Source organism: Gordonia abscondita (assembly GCF_032711245.1).
In the GTDB taxonomy this organism is placed as follows: domain Bacteria; phylum Actinomycetota; class Actinomycetes; order Mycobacteriales; family Mycobacteriaceae; genus Gordonia.
The window spans coordinates 24664-44620 of record NZ_CP128986.1 but is presented as its reverse complement, the minus strand read 5'-3'; the positions used below and the strand labels follow the sequence as shown (position 1 = coordinate 44620).

Annotated in this window: 15 protein-coding genes and 1 tRNA gene; 9 read left to right on the top strand and 7 right to left on the bottom strand. The window is 67.0% G+C overall.

From position 1 onward, the window contains the following. Positions 1 to 52: 52 nt before the first annotated feature. Positions 53 to 604, bottom strand: a complete 552-nt coding sequence (locus MP11Mi_RS00205; protein ID WP_420040329.1) for a PadR family transcriptional regulator — start codon at positions 602 to 604, stop codon at positions 53 to 55. 158 nt (positions 605 to 762) lie between these two features. Here MP11Mi_RS00205 and MP11Mi_RS00200 point away from each other — a divergent pair, with 158 nt between their 5' ends. From MP11Mi_RS00200 to MP11Mi_RS00190, 3 genes are all read left to right on the top strand, one after another. Then, positions 763 to 1683, top strand: coding sequence for an SMP-30/gluconolactonase/LRE family protein (locus tag MP11Mi_RS00200; protein WP_420040328.1), 921 nt, complete (start codon positions 763 to 765; stop codon positions 1681 to 1683). A gap of 173 nt (positions 1684 to 1856) precedes the next feature. Continuing rightward, the gene (locus tag MP11Mi_RS00195; protein ID WP_420040327.1) at positions 1857 to 3227 is read left to right on the top strand and encodes an MFS transporter; all 1371 of its coding nucleotides are present in this window, start codon (positions 1857 to 1859) and stop codon (positions 3225 to 3227) included. Next, positions 3224 to 4360 (top strand): uroporphyrinogen-III synthase, encoded by a 1137-nt coding sequence (locus MP11Mi_RS00190; RefSeq protein ID WP_420040326.1) that lies wholly within the window; start codon positions 3224 to 3226, stop codon positions 4358 to 4360. Before MP11Mi_RS00195 ends, MP11Mi_RS00190 begins: the two co-directional genes overlap by 4 nt. Before the next feature lie 75 nt (positions 4361 to 4435). Here MP11Mi_RS00190 and MP11Mi_RS00185 read toward each other — a convergent pair whose 3' ends face one another. The 4 genes from MP11Mi_RS00185 to MP11Mi_RS00170 all read right to left on the bottom strand — a co-directional run bounded on the left by MP11Mi_RS00185 (position 4436) and on the right by MP11Mi_RS00170 (position 12265). Then, entirely contained in the window at positions 4436 to 5137 is a 702-nt protein-coding gene (locus MP11Mi_RS00185) for a sirohydrochlorin chelatase (RefSeq protein ID WP_420040325.1), read from the bottom strand. Then, positions 5134 to 5544, bottom strand: coding sequence for a nitrite reductase small subunit NirD (nirD, locus tag MP11Mi_RS00180; protein ID WP_420040324.1), 411 nt, complete (start codon positions 5542 to 5544; stop codon positions 5134 to 5136). The genes MP11Mi_RS00185 and nirD overlap by 4 nt, the downstream gene beginning before the upstream one ends. After that, positions 5541 to 8099 (bottom strand): nitrite reductase large subunit NirB, encoded by a 2559-nt coding sequence (gene nirB, locus MP11Mi_RS00175; RefSeq protein ID WP_420040323.1) that lies wholly within the window; start codon positions 8097 to 8099, stop codon positions 5541 to 5543. The genes nirD and nirB overlap by 4 nt, the downstream gene beginning before the upstream one ends. Positions 8100 to 8206: 107 nt before the next feature. Beyond that, positions 8207 to 12265, bottom strand: coding sequence for a bifunctional nitrate reductase/sulfite reductase flavoprotein subunit alpha (locus tag MP11Mi_RS00170; protein ID WP_420040322.1), 4059 nt, complete (start codon positions 12263 to 12265; stop codon positions 8207 to 8209). 81 nt (positions 12266 to 12346) lie between these two features. On the opposite strand from MP11Mi_RS00170, the gene MP11Mi_RS00165 reads away from it, so the two are divergent. Genes MP11Mi_RS00165 through MP11Mi_RS00155 form a run of 3 tightly spaced genes read left to right on the top strand, consistent with a single transcriptional unit; the run spans position 12347 to position 15421 of the window. Further along, a complete protein-coding gene (locus MP11Mi_RS00165) occupies positions 12347 to 13477 on the top strand; it encodes a thiolase family protein (protein ID WP_420040321.1) in 1131 nt (376 codons plus the stop codon). A gap of 13 nt (positions 13478 to 13490) precedes the next feature. Beyond that, positions 13491 to 14291, top strand: coding sequence for a crotonase/enoyl-CoA hydratase family protein (locus MP11Mi_RS00160; protein ID WP_420040320.1), 801 nt, complete (start codon positions 13491 to 13493; stop codon positions 14289 to 14291). A gap of 5 nt (positions 14292 to 14296) precedes the next feature. Further along, entirely contained in the window at positions 14297 to 15421 is a 1125-nt protein-coding gene (locus MP11Mi_RS00155) for an FAD-dependent monooxygenase (RefSeq protein WP_420040319.1), read from the top strand. Positions 15422 to 15430: 9 nt separating this feature from the next. Here the strand turns inward: MP11Mi_RS00155 and MP11Mi_RS00150 are convergent, their stop codons facing one another. Continuing rightward, complete coding sequence (locus MP11Mi_RS00150; protein WP_420040318.1) at positions 15431 to 16336, bottom strand: oxygenase MpaB family protein; 906 nt, start codon at positions 16334 to 16336, stop codon at positions 15431 to 15433. Between the two features lie 180 nt (positions 16337 to 16516). On the opposite strand from MP11Mi_RS00150, the gene MP11Mi_RS00145 reads away from it, so the two are divergent. Together MP11Mi_RS00145 and MP11Mi_RS00140 are read left to right on the top strand one after the other, a co-directional pair. Next, on the top strand, positions 16517 to 17182 hold the full coding sequence (locus MP11Mi_RS00145; RefSeq protein WP_420040317.1) for an HAD-IA family hydrolase: 666 nt from the start codon (positions 16517 to 16519) through the stop codon (positions 17180 to 17182). A 40-nt stretch (positions 17183 to 17222) separates the two neighbouring features. Then, positions 17223 to 17528: a GlsB/YeaQ/YmgE family stress response membrane protein gene (locus MP11Mi_RS00140; protein WP_420042155.1), complete on the top strand. Its 306-nt coding sequence runs from the start codon at positions 17223 to 17225 to the stop codon at positions 17526 to 17528. Positions 17529 to 17689: 161 nt separating this feature from the next. Here the strand turns inward: MP11Mi_RS00140 and MP11Mi_RS00135 are convergent. Next, positions 17690 to 17766, bottom strand: a tRNA-Arg gene (locus MP11Mi_RS00135). Between the two features lie 61 nt (positions 17767 to 17827). Between MP11Mi_RS00135 and MP11Mi_RS00130 the strand changes: the two genes are divergently transcribed. After that, positions 17828 to 19942 carry a cytochrome c oxidase assembly protein gene (locus MP11Mi_RS00130; protein WP_420040316.1) on the top strand — a complete coding sequence of 705 codons (2115 nt, stop codon included), beginning with the start codon at positions 17828 to 17830 and terminating at the stop codon, positions 19940 to 19942. The last annotated feature ends 15 nt before the right edge of the window (positions 19943 to 19957 follow it).

Sequence of the window (19957 nt, the reverse complement as noted above, 5' to 3'; positions counted from 1 at the left end):
CTGGGCCTTTCTTTCGTGTCGTGGGGCTGTTCACAAGTGGATCGAGCGGCAGTCAGATCTGGGAGTCGAGTTCGCGTCGCAGTCCTTCGATGACCTCGTCGCACCAGTCGACTGTGCCTTGGGTGGCGCGCACTCCGCCGCGAAGCACCAGGTACTGGTGTAGTTTTCGGCCGGTCAGCGTCTTCGGTTCGGGGTAGTAGTCGCGCTCGAAACCGGCGTAGAGCGCGAGCGCTGCGGCCGCATCGGCGCGATGCTCTTCCAACTGCTTGACGACCTCCGCGAGGTCGCCGAACTCGGCGGCACGCAGTTTTACGCCGAGATCGCTTCGCAGCGGCGGAAACGGGGTCGGGCTGACGACCCACTTGGCTAAGACTTCGCGGCCGGCGTCGGAGATCGTGTACACCTTTTTGTCCGGTCGGCCGTCCTGGCTGACCGACTCGAAGCTCACGAGTTCGTCGTCGTGGAGCTTCTTAAGGGTCCGATAGATCTGCTGGTGGGTGGCCGACCAGAAGTATCCGATGGACCGCACGAACTGCTGTCCGATCTCGTAGCCGGTTCCTGGGCGCTCGGACAGCGACACGAGGATGGCATGTTCTAGGGCCATAGTGTCACGGTATCAGTGCAACAGTGCGGTATGCAATACGGCGTTATGCACAAAGTTTGTATGCAACAAAGGGATGTGAAATTGAGTGCATATTGATGCCGGATATTGGCTTGTCGAGTCGCAGTGCGCCCCCGCCGGAACCCTGCTAAGAATGTGCCGTGACCAGCTTGCGTCGAATCCCGGTTCCCGGATCAGCACCTGAAGACGTCGTCGTGCTGTCCGACGGCCGGATCGGTACAGGACTGGCGGACGGCCGATTGTTCGCCGTCACACCGGATTCCGGCGATGTGGAACTGCTCGCCGACACCGCGGGCCACCTGCTTGGCCTCGATGCTCGGGTCGATGGGTCGATCGTCATCTGTGACCACGACCGTGGCCTTCTACTCCTCGAATCCGGACGGCAACGCGTTGCGGTTCTCGCTGACACCGTCGACGGGCGGCCGCTGCACTTCGCGTCGAACGCGACCACAGCGGCCGACGGCACTGTGTACTTCACCTCGTCGACCCAGCGGTTCACAATCGACAAATGGCGCTCCGATCTCATCGAGCACTCGGGGACCGGTCGGCTGATGGCGCGAACGCCGGACGGGCGTGTCGAAGTCCTCGTCGGTGGACTACAGTTCGCGAACGGAATCGTGCTCGGCCCCGACGATTCGTACGTCCTGGTCGCCGAGACCGGGGCCGCCCGCATCGTCCGCTACTGGCTGTCCGGCGACGCCGCAGGCACCACGGACCTGTTCGTCGACGACCTGCCTGGGTACCCCGACAACATGTCGGTGGGCAGCGACGGCCTCGTCTGGGTTGCTCTGGCGTCGCCCCGGAACGCGGTCCTCGAATCGTTGTTCAAGCTGCCGCCGCGGGCCCGGAAGGTCCTCGCTCGGGCGCCGCAGCGGATCGGGCCGGCGCCTGAGGAAACGGTCTGGGTCCTTGGCCTGCGATTCGACAGCACGGTCGTGCACGATGTCCACGTCGACGCCCCCGACTTCTCGTTCGTCACCGGTGTCGCGGAGCACAGCGGCGTCTTATACCTCGGCACGATCATGCACGACGCGATCGGCGTACTCGACCTCCCTCAGTAGAGCGTGGTTCGGCTTGGTCTCGGAAGTGGCCCCTCACAAGCGGCGGTGACGCGGTGCGAGGTGTTCATTACCTCGCGGTGACAGCGACAGTGTCCGTGCGCAACACAGGATTCGTAAGTTCGTGAGCATCAGCCCGGCGGACCAGCCGCCTGGCGTGACGAGAGGCGGACCTCGTGGGACGAAGCCACACGATCGAACACTGGGATCCCGAGGACACCACGGCGTGGGATGCAGGTGGTGCTGCGGTCGCGCGCCGCAACCTCGTCTGGTCGGTGGTTGCCGAACACGTCGGCTTCTCGGTGTGGTCCCTCTGGTCGGTGATGGTGCTGTTCATGCCGACAGACGTGTACGGCATCAGCACTGGCGACAAGTTCCTGATTGGCGCCGTCGCCACCCTGACCGGCGCGCTCCTGCGCTTCCCGTACACCATGGCGACTACCCGATTCGGTGGACGGAACTGGACCGTCTTCTCCGCCGTGGTCCTGTTGGTTCCGGTCTCGGCGACCATCGTGATTCTCGCCAACCCGGGTCAACCGCTGTGGATGTACCTAGTCTGCGCGGCGCTCACCGGTCTCGGCGGCGGCAACTTTGCGTCGTCGATGACCAATATCAACGCGTTCTATCCGCAGCGGCTCAAAGGGTGGGCGCTAGGTCTCAACGCGGGTGGCGGCAATCTCGGTGTACCTGCCGTCCAACTGCTCGGACTCCTCGTCCTGGCGTGGGCCGGGGACTCCCAGCCGTACTGGGTGTGTGCGTTCTACCTCGTCGCACTGGTGGTCGCGGGGATCGGCGCAGCCGTCTACATGGACAATCTTGACGGCCCCGGAGTCGACACCGCGGCGATGCGGTCAGCGCTTACCAACCGACACACGTGGATCATCTCGCTGCTGTACATCGGCACGTTCGGATCGTTCATCGGCTTCTCGTTCGCTTTCGCGCAGGTGCTGGCGATCAACTTCCGTGCGGACGGCCAGTCGGCATCCGAGGCTGCGCTGCACGCCGCGTCTATCGCGTTCATCGGTCCGTTGCTCGGGTCCATCAGCCGTGTGTACGGCGGAAAGCTCGCCGACCGGTTCGGTGGCAGCACCGTGACGTTGGCCGTCTTCGTCGGCATGATCGGCGCCGCGATGATCCTCATTGCGGGCAGCAGTTCGCTCGTCACGATGTCGGTCGCGTTCGTCCTGCTGTTCATTCTGTCCGGCATGGGCAACGGGTCGGTGTACAAGATCATCCCGTCGGTGTTCGACGCCGCATCGCGATCCCTTCCGCTCGACACCTTGGGGCGTGCCGCGTATTCGCGATCGATGTCGGGTGCGGTCATCGGAATCGCAGGTGCGCTCGGCGGACTCGGCGGTGTCGGCATCAACTTGGTGCTGCGGCAGGCGTATCAGTCGGGCGACGGGGGTTCGCCGGTGTGGGCGTTCGTCGTGTTCGCCGCCTTCTATATAACGGCTGCGTTGGTCACCTGGCGGGCGTATGTCGCGGTCCCGGCGAAGGCTCCAGCCGATGACCGTGAGCCCGTGTCTGGGACGATGAGTTCATGACCTCAGACACCGAACGGAGAACCCCGCCTACCTTGGCGGGGTTCTCCGTTGCGATCACGGCGGCGCGTCGAGCCGAGGAGTTCGACGCGCTGTTGACCCGTCGCGGTGCGCGGGTGGTGTCCGCTGCCGCGATCTCGATGGTTCCGCTCGCCGACGACCGAGGTCTGCTTGAGGCCACCCGCAGCCTTATTCAGGCGCCGCCTGACCTGGTCATCGCGACGACGGGCATTGGGTTCCGCGGCTGGATAGAGGCCGCGGACGAATGGGGGACGGCAGGGGACTTGTTGGCCGCACTCGGTACGGCGCGCATCATCTCCCGAGGCCCCAAAGCGACGGGTGCGCTGCGGGCCGCAGGTCTGCGCGAGGAGTGGTCGCCGGCGTCGGAGTCGTCCGCGGAAGTCCTCGCCCACCTGACTGAAGCCGATCTCGACGGTAAACGCGTCGCTGTCCAACTGCACGGTGCAACCGATTCGTGGGATCCAAATCCTGGCTTCCTCGACGGCCTGACCGCGCGCGGCGCCCAGGTGGTCGGTGTCCCCGTGTATCGGTGGGAGGGGCCGCGCGACGTCGCCGCGTTCGACGCTCTGATCTCCGACGTGGTTCACGTGCGAGTGGACGCCGTAGCGTTCACGTCGGCGCCCGCCGTCGCGTCGATGTTGTTGCGCGCACGGGACCTCGGTGTTCGCGACCGACTCGTCGCGGCGATGTGCGGGCCGGTGACCGCCTACAGCGTGGGTCCCGTTACCTCGGCCCCGTTGGACGCGGTGGGGGTGCCGAGCGTCGCACCGGATCGGATGCGGTTGGGTGCGCTGGCTCGGCTCATCGCCGAAGATCTGCCCGCGGGCGACCCCGATATCGCCGTCGCTGGGCACCGTCTGGGTGTGCATGCGTCGGCTGTTGTCGTCGATGGCGAGGTGCGCGACGTGTCGGCGACCGGTTTGGCTGTCCTGAAAGCGTTAGCGGCGGTTCCCGGCGACGTCGTGTCCCGACACGATTTGCTCGACGTCCTGCCCGCGGCGGGCGACGACGCTCATGCGGTGGAAGTCACCGTCGGACGGTTGCGCACCGCGATCGGCGCTCGCGAGATCATCGGGACCGTCGTCAAACGCGGTTACCGGCTCGCCGTCGACTGAGGGGCACCGACGCAGAATCGCGTTGAACAATGGTCGTCTGACGACCATTGTTCAACGCGATTTCCGTACCAGGGCTCAGCAGGCGGCAGGCTCCGTGGCTGTGCTGCGCGCCAAGGCACAAGCTCGATCGACGATGAGGGGGTGTAGACCCAGCGGCCGGGCGACGACGTCGGCGCCTGAGCCCTCCAACCGAGTCTGGAACAGGCCGGGAGCGAGGAGATGCGACGCGACGGCGACGCGACGGTGTCGTCGCCGAAGCCGTGCAACCGCCTCGGCTACCGACGGATACTGCGGGGCCTTCGCTGACGGTGCGGCGAACGCGACCTCGACCGGCGCGTCCACCACAGTCGACAGCGCGTGCGCGACCGAGTCGACATCGCGGTGCGACAGCGGATCCGACGAACCGGCGGCGGCCAGCACCACGGCATCACCCGGTCGTCGCCCCGCGGCGCGGAGGCGATCGGCGAGCGTCTCGACCACCTCGTCCGACGGCCCGAGCGAATCTGACACGCGCGTCGGCGGGACACCGCAACGACTCAAATGCTCGGGAATGTCCCGACGAACGTGGTAACCGCGGCCGAGGAACGCGGGGACGACAGCGATCGGCGAAGAGAGCTTCAGGGTCGCCAGCGCTTCCGACGGGCTCGGGCCGAGGACGTCGACGAACGAGACCGCCACCTGGTCGTCGAGACGTTCGCGCATGGCGGCGGCGAGATCGCCGATGAGGGCCACACCGCGTGGGTTGCGCGTGCCATGGGCGACGAGGAGCACCGTCATGACCGCGCCGTCAGCGGCTCGGGGCGACGACCGAAACCGACGAGCGGCGAGTTCGCGACGAACACCGTCCCGTCGATGCCGATGCGCGTCGCGAACACCGGGACCTTCACCCCGTCCGCGTCGAGGCAACGGCCGTCGATGAGGCTGAACGCCTGCTTCTTGAGCGGCGACTGCACCACCGGGAATCCGTTCCGGTCGCCGACGATGCCTCGTGACAGGACCGCGGCACGGCCGATTGGGTCGATGTTCCCGACGGCGCGCAGCGAGTCATCCGCCAGCCGGAACAGAGCGACCTGACCGTGGTCGGGGAGCAGGACTGCGACACCGCGGAGCGGCTGCAATCTGTCATAAGCGCAGGCCGGGGTCCAGTCGCGGGTCCAGCGGTGCAGGTCGAAATTGATGGTCATGCGTTACTCCTTGCAGCTGGCTGGACGATCTGGGGAGGCGGGCCGACTTGGGGTTGGCCGAGCAGCACCGGCACCTTGCGGCCGTGGCTCTCACCGAACGAGACGGTGGGGTCGGGAACGCCGGGAGCGTTCACGAACGAGACGAAGCGCGAGAGCTTGTCCGGGTCGTCGAGGACGCCCTTCCACTCGCACTGGTAGCCGTCGACGTGCCGTGCCATGTCCGCTTCGAAGTCAGCGGCCAGACCGAGACTGTCGTCGACGATCACCGCGCGTAAATGATCGAGCCCGCCGTCGAGGTTCTCCAACCACGGTGCGGTGCGTTGCAGCCGATCGGCCGTCCGGATGTAGTACATGAGGAACCGGTCGATGTAGGCGATGAGTGTCTGCGTGTCGAGGTCGCCCGCGACGAGTTGCGCGTGCCGTGGGGTCATCCCGCCGTTACCTGCGACGTACAAGTTCCAGCCGCTCTCGGTCGCGATGACGCCGACGTCCTTGCCGCGGGCCTCAGCGCATTCGCGAGCACAGCCGGACACACCCATCTTGAGCTTGTGCGGCGAACGGAGACCCCGGTAGCGAAGCTCCAAGTCGATCGCCAACTGCACCGAATCCTGCTGACCGTACCGGCACCAGTCCGATCCGGCGCAACTCTTCACGGTGCGTAGCGACTTGCCGTACGCCTGGCCGGACTCCATGCCGCCGTCGACGAGTCGCCGCCAGATGTCGGGGAGTTGGTCGACGGTCGCACCGAACATATCGATGCGCTGGCCGCCCGTTATCTTCGTGTACAGACCGAAGTCGCGGGCGATCTCCCCGATGAGGATGAGTTGTTCGGCGCTGATGTCACCGCCAGGCACACGAGGAACCACCGAGTAGGTGCCGTTCCGCTGGATGTTCGCCAAAAAGTGGTCGTTCGAGTCCTGCAGCGACGCCTGCTCGCCATCGAGGATGTGGTCGCTGCTCGTCGACGCGAGGATCGACGCGACGGTCGGCTTGCAGATGTCGCAACCGGTACCGCTGCCGAATCGTTCGACGAGGCCGGAGAACGTCCGGATGCCGCTCGCCCGGACGAGTTCGAAGAGGTCGGCACGCGAGACGTCGAAGTGCTCGCACAACGCCTTCGACTGTTCGACGCCCGAGTCGGCGAGGATCTGCGAGAGCAGCGGGACGCACGAACCGCACGATGTACCGGCTCCCGTGCACTTCTTGAGAGCCGCGACGTCGCAGGCGCCGTCGGCGATAGCGCCGCACAACGTCCCCTTCGTGACATCGTTGCACGAGCAGATCTGTGCGTCGTCGCCGAGCGCACCGACGCCGAGCGCCGGACCGTCGCCGGAGACCGGACTGATCAACGCGACCGGATCGCCAGGGATCGACGAGCCGACGAGCGGCCGCAGGACGCCGTACGACGACGCGTCGCCGACGAGTACGCCGCCGAGCAGAGTCGACGCGTCGTCCGAGAGGACGAGCTTGGCGTAGGTGCCGTTGATCGGGTCGCTGACCACGACGTTCAATGCGCCGTCGGTGGTCCCGTGCGCGTCGCCGAAGCTCGCGACATCCACGCCGAGGAGCTTCAACTTGGTGGACATGTCGGCGCCCGGGAAGCATGCGTCGCCGCCGAGGAGCTGGTCGGCGACCACTTCGGCGCTGGCGTATCCGGGTCCGACGAGGCCGTAGCAGCGTCCCTCGATGGCCGCGACCTCACCGATCGCGTAGACGGCAGGGTCGCTCGTACGGCCGGTGACGTCGGTGAGGACACCGCCGCGTTCGGCGGTGTCGAGCCCGCAGTCGCGGCCCAGCTCGTCGCGCGGACGCACGCCGGCCGCGAACACGACGAGGGCCGCGTCGACAGTCGTCTCATCGGAGAACGTGACCTTCACGTCGTCACCGTTGGGTTCGATCGACTTGGTTCCGGTCTCCAGCGCGATGTCGATGCCGAGGGCACCGATCATCCGCGCGAGGTGCTCACCGCCGGCCGGGTCGATCTGCTGCGGCATGAGTCGGGGGTTCATTTCGACGACGTGTGGGCGGAGCCCGAGCTGGCGGAGTGCGTTCGCGGCCTCCAGACCGAGTAGACCGCCGCCGATGACGACGCCCACCGGCTGGTCGCCGCTGCTCCGGGCGATCGCGTCGTCGGCGTCGGCGCGGATCGCGTCGAGGTCGTCGAGCGTGCGGTAGACGTGGCAGTGGTCGACGTCGTGGCCGGGCACCGGCGGCACGAATGCGTAAGAGCCCGTCGCGAGGACGGCGGCGTCGTAGTCGATGGTTGTGCCGTCGTCGAGCTGCACGGTCTTGGTGGCACGGTCGATCGTCGCGGCACGACGACCGGTCAGCACCCGCACCGAGGCGTCGCCCGCGTATTCGTTGCCTACCAGCGCGAGAGTGCTGCGATCCCATCCGCCGACATACGAGGAGAGTCCCACACGGTCGTACGCGCGGTCGGATTCCTCACCGATCACGACGACGTTCCACGACGCTTCCTCATCGCGGGTGCGGAGTGCTTCGACGAAACGGTGGCCGACCATTCCGTGCCCGATGACTGCGACTGTTCTACTCATGTCGACGACGGTATGGATTCGGTGTTGCGGCAGATCGCGGGTCTCGTTGCTCGGGAGTCACCAGGTTCTCACCGTGTTACGTCCCGAGGTGTGAGGGCGAGCGTCAGTCAGTACACGTCGCGGACGTAACGGTGTTCGGCGGCGAGTGCAGCGACATACGCGTCCGCGCTGCGTGGCGCAAGCCGTCCTTCCTGGGCGACGATCTGGTGCAGCGCGTCGTCGACGTCGCGGGCCATCTTCGACGCGTCGCCGCAGACGTACACGTGGGCTCCGCGCGATAGCCACGCCCAGATGTCGGCGGCCCGCTCACGCATCAGGTCTTGGACGTACACCTTGTCTGCCTGGTCTCGCGAGAATGCGACGTCGAGCCGTGTCAGCACACCGGTCTCCTGCAATTCGCCGAGCTCCGACTCGTACAGGAAGTCAGTGGCGCGGTGCTGTTCGCCGAAGAACAGCCAGTTGTCGCCCGATGCGCCGGCCGCGGCCCGCTCGCGCAGGAATCCGCGGAACGGTGCGACTCCGGTGCCGGGGCCGATCATGATCATCGGGGCGTCGGCGTCCTGTGGTGGCCCGAAATGCTTGTTGGCTTGGACGAACAGCTTCACCGGCGCCGTCTCGGGGGCGTCGGCGAGGAACGTCGAGCAGACGCCACCGCGTCGGACGTCGCCCGCACCGAACCGGACGGCCGACACCGTCACCTCTACACGGTCGGGGGTGTGCGCCGGACTCGACGATATCGAATACAGGCGCGGCTGCAGCGGACGCAGAACCGTCAACCAGTCGGCGATCTCCGCGATCACCGGGTACTCGGCGAGCACGTCGACCGACTGTTTGCCCCACGTCCACTCGTCGAACGCCTCCCGGTGGTCGAGCAGCGACCGCAAGTGCGGATCGTCGTGGTGGTCGGCGACGAAACTGACGAGGTCGCGCGTGATCCGAGCGATCTCGAAGTGGTCGGTTAGCGCGGTGCGCAAGTCCATTGTGTCGCCCGCCGCGTCGACGGGAAGATCGCCGTCGAGCGCGGTCACCCGCAGCCACTCGTCGACGAGCGCCGTGCTGTTCGACGGGACGACGCCCAACGCGTCGCCCGCTTCGTATGCGAGGGTTCCCGGCGGCAGCTCGAACCCGAACCGTCGGATCTCCTTCGCCGATCCGTCGCCGGACAGGAGTTGGTTCGTGACGAGGCGGGTCTGCAGCGGGTTGCGACGCGAATACGCTGCCGGTGCGGCTGCTGCCGGATTCGGCCCAGATCGGCCCTGTGTAGACGAGTCCGTCGCCGACTGCCCAGTGTCGGTCGGCCCAGTGTCGGTCGGCCCGGTGTCGGTCGGCCCGGTGTCGGTCGGCTCGGCCTCAGACAGGGCGCGAGTCACGGAGTCGATCCATGCGTCGGCGACGGCGTCGTCGCCGGGCTCGCATGAGGTCCGGGCGGTGAGGCGAGCGGCGCCGAGGAGTTCGAGCCTGCCGTCGAGTTTGCGGGCGAAGCCGCAGAAGTCGGCGTAGGACGAGTCGCCGAACCCGAGGACGGCGAACCGCAGGTCCGGCACGTCCGACGACGTGGCCGCGGTCAGCCGCGTCCAGAGTGCGGTCGCGTTGTCGGGTGGGTCACCGTCGCCGGTCGTCGACACCGTGAACAGGACGACCCCGGTCAACTCGTCGACACCGACCTCGGCGGCCGACCGCAAGCTGACCGAGAGACCGGCGTCGGTCAGCGCGGTGACCGCGCGTTCGGCGAACTCCTCGGCGGTGCCGGTCTGCGACGCCCACACGAGAGTCACGCGTTGGCTCGCCGCGACGGTGTCGGGAGTGGGTGCGGCGACGGCGGACGCCACCGCGGTGCGCGCGAAGTATCCGGCGAGGACGCCGTCGGCCCACGCACGGACCGCGGGCGAGAGGGGAGCGTGGCTCGGGATCGTCGGAACCGAGTCGACGGGCGGGTTCGCGGCGATGCCCGCAGCGAGACCCGACAGGTAGGCCGACTCTTCGGGGACGGTCGACGGCGCGGGCACTCCGCCGAGGACGGAAGCGAGAGCGGTCACTGGAGGCTCCTGAAGGGAATCGGATACGGGTTCGGCTGGCACCGGGGTCAGCGATACCGCGCACGCTTTGAACTCGGGCTGCAGAGAGTCCGGGTCGACAGCGTCGCTGGTCACGGCATTGACCGAGAGGTCTGGCCCGGCCGCGTCGTTGAAGTGCATCGGGACGAAGCAACACCCGGGCGCGATGTCGGTGTTCACTCGGGCGGGCACGGTCACCGAGCCGCGACGGGACGCGACGGTCACGCGTTCGCCGTCGACGACGCCGTGGAGGTCCGCCGTCTCGGGGTGCAGTTGGACGAAACTCGACGGATCGAGCTTGTTGAGCTTGGCGACGCGTCCGGTCTTGGTCATCGTGTGCCACTGGTGCGGCAGTCGTCCCGTCGTCAGGACGACCGGATAGTCGTCGTCGGGGAGTTCGGCCTGCGGCAGGTACGGTCGCGGCAAGAAGCGGGCGCGACCGTCCGCCGTCGGAAACACGAGACCGTCGTCGGTGCGGTAGCGGATCGGATTGCGATCGGAACATCCCGGTGCGGCAGGCCATTGGACGGGCCCTGCGCGTAGGCGTTCGTGGTCGGCGCCACGTACGTCCCAACCGGTCTTCGGATTGTGGAACCGACTCAATTCGTCGAAGACGGCGGCAGCGTCCGGATAGTCGAAGGCGTCGGCGAAGCCCATCCGCGTCGCGACGTCGGCGATGAGTCGCCAATCGGGGCGTGCGTCACCCGGCGGGGCGAGCGCCGGCCTGCACAAGGTCAGGTTGCGTTCGGAGTTGACCATCACCCCGTCGGTCTCCGCCCACAGCGCAGCAGGCAGCACGATGTCGGCGTATGTCGTGGTTTCGGCGCCGTCGAAGGCTTCCTGGACGACGACGAGGTCGGCGGTCTCGAGGGCGGCGATCACGGTGTCCCGGTTCGCTACCGACGCGACTGGGTTGGTGCAGATGATCCATGCCGCTCGGATCTCGCCTGCCGCCATCCGCTCGAACATGTCGATCGTGCCGCCACCCGGATCGTCACGGATGGTCCCGTCCGGGAGCCCCCACAGTGCTTCGGTGTGTGCGCGGTCGGCGGGATCGAGCGCCGTGCGCTGGCCGGGGAGGCCTGGACCCATGTAGCCCATCTCACGGCCGCCCATCGCGTTCGGCTGCCCAGTCAGGGAGAACGGTCCCGATCCGGTCCGGCAGATAGTGCCGGTCGCGAGATGGAGATTCACCAGGGCGTTGGTGTGCCACGTGCCGTGGGTCGACTGGTTCAAGCCCATCGTCCACAACGACATCCAGTCGTCCGCGTCGACGATCCACTGGGCCAGGGTCCGCAGATCGTCGGCGGCCAGGCCGGTGGTCTCCGCGACGGCGTCCACCGGATAGTCGTCCAGAAGCGGGGCCATCGTCGACCACCCGGACGTGTTGGCTGCGATGAACTCGTCGTCGAGCCCGCCGGCTTCGACGATCAGTCGCAGCAATCCGTTCAGGAGCGCCATGTCGGTGCCTGGCCTGACCGGGAGGTATAGGTCGGCTTTCGCCGCTGTGGCTGTCCGCCGCGGATCGATCACCACGAGTTTGGCACCCGCCTTGACCCGATCCATCATGCGCAGGAACAGGATCGGGTGGCAGTCGGCCATGTTCGCGCCGATCACCAGGAACAGGTCGGCGTGGTCGAGGTCGTCGTAACTGCCGGGAGGGCCGTCCGCACCCAACGACTGTTTGTAGCCGGTGCCCGCCGACGCCATGCACAGCCTCGAATTCGACTCGATCTGGTTGGTTCCCAGGAACCCTTTCGTCAGCTTGTTCGACAGGTACTGCGCTTCGATAGTCATCTGCCCTGACACGTACACGGCGATCGAGTCGGGGCCGTGCTCGTCGCGGATCGCGGTGAGACGCCGCGCAGTCTCGGCGACGGCGTCGTCGGTGCTCACCCGGGTTCCGTCGACGGTCGCCGACGTCAAACGGCCGGGCGCGGAGAGCATTTCGGCCGTCGTCGCACCCTTTGTGCAGAGTCGGCCGCGGTTCGTCGGATGATCGGGATCGCCCTTCGACGCCGCGACGCGGTCGCCGTCGATCGTCAATGTCATTCCGCAGCCGACCCCGCAGTAGCCGCACACGGTTGCCACGGTGCGCGAGGGATCGTCCATGCTCAGCATCGTCGATGTGACATGTTTCCGGTTGCGCCGTTTCGTGTTACGCGGGTGTCAACAGTGCTACATGATGACTGCATGCGTGATGCTGTGATCGTCGATGCGGTTCGTACCCCCATCGGCAGACGAAACGGTTCCTTGTCCGACACCCATCCCGGCGACCTGTCCGGTCACGTGTTGAAAGCGCTCGCCGAGCGGGTCGGCCTCGACCCGGCCTCGGTCGACGACGTGATCTGGGGTTGTGTGAGCCAGGTCGGCGACCAGGCGGGCCACATCGGCCGGCTCGGAGTCCTCGCCGCGGGGTGGCCGGAATCGGTGCCGTCGGTGGTCGTCGACCGTCGTTGCGGATCGGGCCAGCAGTCGGTCGCGTTCGCCGCGGCAGGCGTCATCGCAGGCCAATATGACATCGCGATCGCGGGCGGCGTCGAATCCATGTCGCGTGTTCCGATGGGGTCGGCCGGCCAGGGCGGTACCCCGACGCCGCAGTCGGTACTCGATCGCTACGGGATCGACGGATTCAACCAGGGCGTCGGCGCCGAAATGGTCGCCGCGAAGTGGGGGATGAGCCGTACTGAACTCGACGAGTACTCGGCGCGTTCGCACGAGCGCACCGCCGCGGCCGTCGACGCGGGCGCGTTCGACGCCCAGCTCGCTCCGATCGGCGGACTCGCTCAGGACGAGGGGCTGCGCCGCGGTACCACCGTGGAGAAACTCGCCGAGCTCAAGACGCCTTTCGACCCGAACGGGATGATCACAGCGGGTAACGCGTCGCAGATCTCCGACGGCGCGGGCGCGCTGCTGGTCACCTCGAGCGAGACCGCGGCGGCCAACGGGTGGTCGCCGATCGCCCGTGTGCACACCACGGTGGTGGCGGGCGACGACCCCGTCATCATGTTGACCGCGCCGATCGCGGCGACGCGTAAGGCGTTCGACCGTTCGGGCTTGACGGTCGACGACATCGGCGCGTACGAGGTGAATGAGGCGTTCGCGCCAGTCCCGATGGCGTGGCAGAAGGAGATCGGCGCGTCCGACGACGTCCTCAACCCGCTCGGCGGCGCGATCTCGGTCGGGCATCCGCTTGGCGCGTCCGGTGCGATCTTGATGACTCGCCTCGTGCACCATATGCGCGACAACGGGATCCGCTACGGACTGCAGACGATGTGCGAGGCTGGCGGCATGGCCAACGCGACGATCCTAGAACTGTTGTGAGCGAGGACCTGCGGTGAGCGACGAACTGCTGGTGGACCGCGACGGCTATGTCGTCACGTGGACGATCAATCTGCCCGAGGTGCGCAATGCGATCTCCGACGTGCCGGTCATCGACGCGATCGTGGACGCAGTCGCGGCAGCCAACGCCGACCAGAGCGTGCGCGCGGTAATTCTTACCGGCGCGGGTTCGGCGTTTTCGGCGGGCGGCAATGTGAAGGCGATGCAAGCGGGCGAAGGGCTGTTCGGCGGTGCCGCACACGACCAGCGGATCGGATACCGCGACGGCATCCAACGGATTCCCCGGGCCCTATACGCGTTGGAGGTTCCGGTGGTCGCCGCCGTCAACGGTCCGGCCGTCGGGGCGGGCTGCGATCTGGCGATGATGTGCGATCTGCGGATCGCGTCGACGACGGCGTTCTTCGCCGAGAGCTTCGTCAAGCTCGGAATCATTCCGGGCGACGGCGGCGCCTGGTTTTTGCCGCGCATCATCGGCCCCGCGCGTGCGGCCGAAATGGCGTTGACGGGCGACCGCGTGGACGCGAGCACCGCCCTCGACTGGGGGATGGTGTCGCAGGTCGTCGAACCGGACGAACTGCTGGGAGCCGCACGTGCGCTTGCGGACCGCGTCGCGGTGAACCCGCCGATCGCCGTCCGGATGGCCAAGAAGCTCCTCCGTGAATCGTCGCAGCAGACGCTTGACCAACTCCTGGAGATGTCGGCCGCGATGCAGGGGATCGCGCACCAGACGCAAGATCACCAGGAAGCGGTCGCGGCGATGCTCGGCAAGCGCGCCGGGGTCTATCAAGGACGGTGACGGCCATGCGCGTGATTGTCGTAGGCGGCGGCGTAGCGGGGTTGACCACGGCGCTGGCTCTGCACCGTGACGGTCACATCGTGCAGGTCCTCGAAGCCCGCGACGACACGGTTGCGGGTGCGGGCATCAGCCTGTGGCCGAACGCGCTGGCCGCCTTGGATCGGATCGGTGCGGGCGATGCTGTCCGCGCAGCCGGCGGATCGGTGGCGGCGGGCGCGGTGCGGTGGCGCGACGGCAGCTGGATTCGGCGACCCGATCCCGAGCGGCTGATCGACGCGCTCGGTGAGCCGTTGGTCGTGGTGGCACGGCCGATCCTGCGGGATGTGCTGTCGCGGCTCCTTCCGCCGGGCACCGTGCGGTTCGGCGTGAGTGTCGAGCGATCGGCTGGACTGGACGCCGACCTCATAGTCGGAGCCGACGGTATCGGATCGGTGCTCGCTCGGGAACTCAATGGCGCGTTGCCGCGGAGGTACGCCGGATACACGGCGTGGCGCGGCATCGCCGACGCGACGTTCGACCCGAGCCTCGCGGGCGAGGTGCTTGGGCCGGGCAGCCAGTTCGGGCTGGTTCCGCTGGGGACCGACCGCACGTACTGGTTCGCCACTGCCCAACTGCCCGAAAGCACGTGGTTCGACGACGAGTCCGCATACGTCCGCGGGCTCGTCGAGAGTTGGGCTGACCCATTGCCGCGGCTGGTCGCGGCGACCGATCCGGCGAACCTGCTACGCAACGACCTGTACGACCGGCCGACCGCGAAAGTCCTGCACCGCGGCCGCGTGGTGTTGGTCGGCGATGCCGCACATCCCATGCGACCGCATCTCGGGCAGGGTGGTTGCCAGGCGATCGAAGACGCAGTGGCCCTCGCCGACTGCGTGCGGACCAGCGACGACGTACCTCAGGCGATGGTGCGGTACGCCGGTGTCCGACGCCGTCGGACGCGGGCGGTGGTGCGCGAATCGGCTCTCATCGGGCGAGTGGTGAACGGGCGTCCGGCCGCAGTGTGGGGCGCGCTCATCCGGTCGAGCGTGCTGGTGCCCGACCGCGTCGTGCGCTCTCACCTGGCGACCATCGCCTCCCGCAGCGCATTCTCCCGGACGCTGGAGTTGACACCCCGAACGCACAGGAACTGACGTCCCGGCTCAGTGTCGTGCCAGCCAGCGCAGTCCGCCGCCGTCCTTGATCGGCGCGTCGGAGAGCTTTGTCCGCCCTAACGCTTGTGGAAGGATGCGGGACCGGAGCCGGAAGTCGGTCACCGCGCTCCGGTATGCGAGTCGGACGAGAGATCCCGCACCCGCCCGGTCGACCGCGCGGTAGAAGACGACTATGCGATCGAGGCGTCGTCGATCGCGGTCCGTCCAATCCCACTTCATCATGGTGCGGAACTCCGCAGGCAGGTTCGCCCGGGTCATAAACCGGTAGTGGCGGCCGCCGAGCAGCGGGAATCCTTTCCCGAGTGGCCCCCATGCTTCGGTGATGAACTCCAGGCCGGCCAGTGACTCGAAGTCCGCACGGATCGGGTCGTCGATCGTGAGTCGGGGGAGGGTGTCATTCCAATACCGCTCGTACTCGTCCCAGGTGTGCGGCCACGCCGCCTCGCGGACGTTGAGCGTCGTCGCGAGCGTGGACGCCGACCGCGTCAACGAGTCGAGCTCGGCGACAGTTAGATCGCCGTAGAGGGTCGTGTACTGATCGAGGTAGTAGCGGAACAAGCATGCCGCGACCCACTTCTGCAGTTCGGGGCTGTTGCCGCTGTATCTGGTGGGGCTGTCCGGAGTCGAGATCACTGCTTGGTGGACACCGGCCACCTCGGTGCGCATCCGGTCCCGGTCGGCGTCGTCGCCGAAGATCGCGACGGCCAAATATTGCGACGTGGTACGGCTGCGCTTGATCGGGCGACGGCGCGGGCTTCCCGAGACCACCCGTGACTCGTGCACGCCGTAGCCGACCGCTGGCAACGCCAACTGCATGATGATGTTGGCGACACCGTTGGTGATCCCGTAGGCGGTGATCAGGTCGGACAAAGTCTCTGGTCGTGCGCGGCGCATCGCTTCCCCAATTCAGGATACGGGTGTTATCAGATTTAGGCTATGGCGACGGTCGAACCGTGTCAATGGTCTGGACGTCGACCGATGTCGGTGTGCCGTCAGGCCGGCGCGCGGGCCCATCTGGCGACCATCGCCTCCCGTTGTGCGTTCTCCCGCACGGTTCTCCCGCACACTGGAGCCATGGTGACGATCCGTTCGCGTGTGCGCATCCCTGTCCGTGCCGTGCTCCTAGACATGGATGGGACTCTCGTCGACTCCGCCGCCGTCGTCGAGCGGCTGATGGGACGATGGGCGGCCGCCCACGGGCTCCCTGTTGACACAGTCCTGAAGATCTCACACGGTCGACAAGGCCACGAGGTGATGGCCGAACTCTTGCCGGACCGGCCGATGGCTGAGAACCTCGCCGACAACGCGGACCTGCTCGCCGCCGAGATCTCCGAGACCGACGGGATCGTCGCGATCGCGGGCGCCGCCGACCTGCTCGCCGCGCTCGCCGACGTCCCGCACGCGCTCGTCACCTCCGCGACCTTGCCGTTGGCGCTGGCGCGGATGAGCGCTGCGAGACTCGCCGTCCCCGAAGTCTCGGTGACCGCCGACGACACCACCGAGTCCAAGCCGAGCCCGCGCGGCTTTCTGCATGCCGCCGCGCTGCTCGGCGTCGACCCGACGCAATGCGTGGTGTTCGAGGACTCGGGTGCGGGGATCGCGGCCGGTCGGGCCGCAGGCGCTACGGTGATCGGGGTCGGCGCGGCGTCCGCAACCCATGGACCCGACTACGTCGTCGACGACCTCACTTCGGTGACCGTCGATCACGAACCGCTGCAGGTGTGTCTGATCGACGGATAGCATGAGTGTGGTCACTCAACTTCCGATGGAAGGCTCGATCATGGACACGCTCGCGGCTACCGAGATCCTGGCACGATCGACCACGATCACGAACGTCGGCTGGATCGGATATCTCATCATCGGCGCGATCGCTGGACTGATCGCGGGAAAGATCGTCAAAGGCAGCGGCGCCGGGTTTCTGATGAACATTGTCATCGGCGTTGCTGGAGCTCTCATCGGCGGTTTCCTGATGAGCTTCGCCTTCGACACCGAGTCCGGCGGATGGTGGTTCACGCTGTTCACGGCTGTACTCGGATCGGTGATCCTGCTGTGGATCTTGGAGAAATTCCAGAAGTCGCGGACCTAGACGCGACGACTCGAGGCCACAACGTGCAGGCGCAGTGTGCGAGGCGATGCACGTATGCCTCGTCACACGCTCGCGGACAGGTATTGATTCGCCTCGGGGCGGAACGCTTGGCGCACGATCGTCGGTGACAGCGGCTGTCGAGGCTGTGACCAGCACTTGTGTGGTGCCCCCGGCAGGACTCGAACCTGCGACCTAGAGATTAGAAGGCTCTTGCTCTATCCACCTGAGCTACGGAGGCGTTCACTGTCGCCGTGAGAGCGGCAGCGATGGATGAGTATATCTGGTCCTACGATGGGGGCATGTCAACGACGTCCCCGACGGCCGATACCGAGTCCCGTTCGCCGCACGCGATCGACCGCGACCGCCTCACCGACCCGTCGGCGCCGCGGCGGGTGATCGTCGCGGCGATGATGGTCGCAGGCGCGGTCGCGGGGGCGCTGGTCACCGCGGCGTCCGCGGCCACGGCGCTCCGCCTCGCCGGAGTCCCGGACGCGGGAGCGCTCACGACCTATGGTGTCCCCGTCGTCACCGTGGTCGGTCAGCTCAGCGCCGCAATCGGTTTCGGCGGCGCGATGTTCGCCGCGTTCTTCGTTCCACCCCAACGCAGCGGTCACCTCGATGTCGGGGGTTTCCGCGCCATCCGATGGACGTACGCGGCGATGCTCGTTTGGGCGGTTTGCGCGCTCGCGATGATCCCGTTGACGATCTCTAACGTGAGCGGCTTTTCGCTCGCCGAGACTTTGAAGCCCGACAACCTGCTCACCGCCTACAACCAGGTCGCCGACGCGAAGTATTGGCTGTGGACGGCGATCTTCGCGCTGCTCGCCGCTGTCCTCGCGCGCGCCGCACTCAAGTGGGGGTGGACGTTCGTCGTTCTCGCGCTGGCGTTCCTGTCCCTGATGCCGTCCGCGCTGGCCGGGCATTCGTCGGCAGGCGGTGGACACGACGTGGCGACGAACAGCCTGATCCTGCATATCGTCGCCGCGGCGGCATGGGCGGGCGGGCTCCTCGTCGTGCTCGCCTACTCGTTCGGCGACGGGCGGTGGCGCGTCCTCGCGGTACGACGCTATTCGCGGGTGGCCTTCTGGTGTCTGATCGTCGTCGGCATCAGTGGGGTCGTCAACGCGCTGGTGCGGATGCCGATCGAGCAATTGTTCACGACCACGTACGGGCTCATCGTCATCGGGAAGCTGTCGGCGTTCGTCGTCGCTGCCGCGATCGGCGGGGTGCACCGCCGGGTCACCATCGCCGAATTGGAGGCAACCGACGAGCCTCGTAAGTCGTTGTTCGTGCGTTTCGCCGCCGTCGAACTGATCGTGTTCGCGATCGCCTTCGGGTTCGCGGCTGGCCTGTCTCGGACACCGCCACCAGACCTGGCGACGACCGACATCTCGCCGATGGCGTTGAAGATCGGCTACGACCTCGACGGCCCGCCCACCGTGGCGCGCCTGCTGTTTGATTGGCGCTTCGATCTGATCTTCGGGACGGCCGCCGTCATCGCCGCAGCGGTCTACCTGCGCGGGGTGTGGCGGCTGCATAAACGCGGCGACTCATGGCCGGTCGGCCGCACCGTCGCCTGGCTTCTCGGCTGCCTGAGCCTGCTGATCGCGACGTCGTCGGGCATGGGTAAGTACGGGCCCGCGCTGTTCAGCACCCACATGATGGGGCACATGATGTTGACGATGCTCGTTCCGGTCCTGTTGGTCCTGGGCGGACCGGTGACGTTGGCGTTGCGGGCGATCCCGCCGGCCGGTCGCGGCAACCCGGACGGGCCTCGCGAATGGATCATGATCGCACTGCACAGCAAGTACTCGAAGATCGTGACGCATCCGGCGATCGTGGTGATCGTCTTCGTCGGCAGCTTCTACGTCCTATATCTGGGTGGCCTCTTCGACGTCGTCGTGGAGCACCATTCGGCCCACCTCCTGATGAACCTGCATTTCCTCGTCAGTGGGTATCTCTTCTACTGGTTGGTGATCGGCATCGATCCGGCTCCCCGGCAGACTTCGCACGTCGCGAAGCTCGGGGTGGTGCTCGGTGCATTGCCGTTCCACGCCTTCTTCGGCGTCGCGTTGATGATGACGTCGGCGCTCATCGCCGAGAAATACTATGAGTCGCTCCAGCACCCGTGGGCGCTCGACCTCGCGGCCGACCAGCGGGTCGGCGGTGGGGTGGCGTGGGCTACCGGCGAGTTCCCGCTCGTCATCGTGATGCTCGCGCTCCTCGTGCAGTGGCGCAGGCAGGACGAGAAGGTCGCCCGCCGATTCGACCGGAAGGAAGACCGCGACGAGGACGCCGAACTGGAGGCGTACAACCAGATGCTGCGCGGCATGAGTGCGCCGGCGGAAGCAGAACCGGGCTCGGGCGGCGGAGTGGCGGTATCAGAATCAGGGTCGGACGAAGCTGATCGGTGACGGTGCCGCCCGCGC

Bases quoted from the DNA above. Each gene is read 5' to 3' on its own strand.
- MP11Mi_RS00205 (WP_420040329.1), bottom strand. From the start codon at position 604: ATGGCCCTAGAACATGCCATCCTCGTGTCGCTGTCCGAGCGCCCAGGA.
- MP11Mi_RS00190 (WP_420040326.1), top strand. From the start codon at position 3,224: ATGACCTCAGACACCGAACGGAGAACCCCGCCTACCTTGGCGGGGTTC.
- MP11Mi_RS00185 (WP_420040325.1), bottom strand. From the start codon at position 5,137: ATGACGGTGCTCCTCGTCGCCCATGGCACGCGCAACCCACGCGGTGTG.
- nirD (WP_420040324.1), bottom strand. From the start codon at position 5,544: ATGACCATCAATTTCGACCTGCACCGCTGGACCCGCGACTGGACCCCG.
- nirB (WP_420040323.1), bottom strand. From the start codon at position 8,099: ATGAGTAGAACAGTCGCAGTCATCGGGCACGGAATGGTCGGCCACCGT.
- MP11Mi_RS00170 (WP_420040322.1), bottom strand. From the start codon at position 12,265: ATGGACGATCCCTCGCGCACCGTGGCAACCGTGTGCGGCTACTGCGGG.
- MP11Mi_RS00165 (WP_420040321.1), top strand. From the start codon at position 12,347: ATGCGTGATGCTGTGATCGTCGATGCGGTTCGTACCCCCATCGGCAGA.
- MP11Mi_RS00155 (WP_420040319.1), top strand. From the start codon at position 14,297: ATGCGCGTGATTGTCGTAGGCGGCGGCGTAGCGGGGTTGACCACGGCG.
- MP11Mi_RS00150 (WP_420040318.1), bottom strand. From the start codon at position 16,336: ATGCGCCGCGCACGACCAGAGACTTTGTCCGACCTGATCACCGCCTAC.
- MP11Mi_RS00145 (WP_420040317.1), top strand. From the start codon at position 16,517: ATGGTGACGATCCGTTCGCGTGTGCGCATCCCTGTCCGTGCCGTGCTC.
- MP11Mi_RS00140 (WP_420042155.1), top strand. From the start codon at position 17,223: ATGGACACGCTCGCGGCTACCGAGATCCTGGCACGATCGACCACGATC.
- MP11Mi_RS00130 (WP_420040316.1), top strand. From the start codon at position 17,828: ATGTCAACGACGTCCCCGACGGCCGATACCGAGTCCCGTTCGCCGCAC.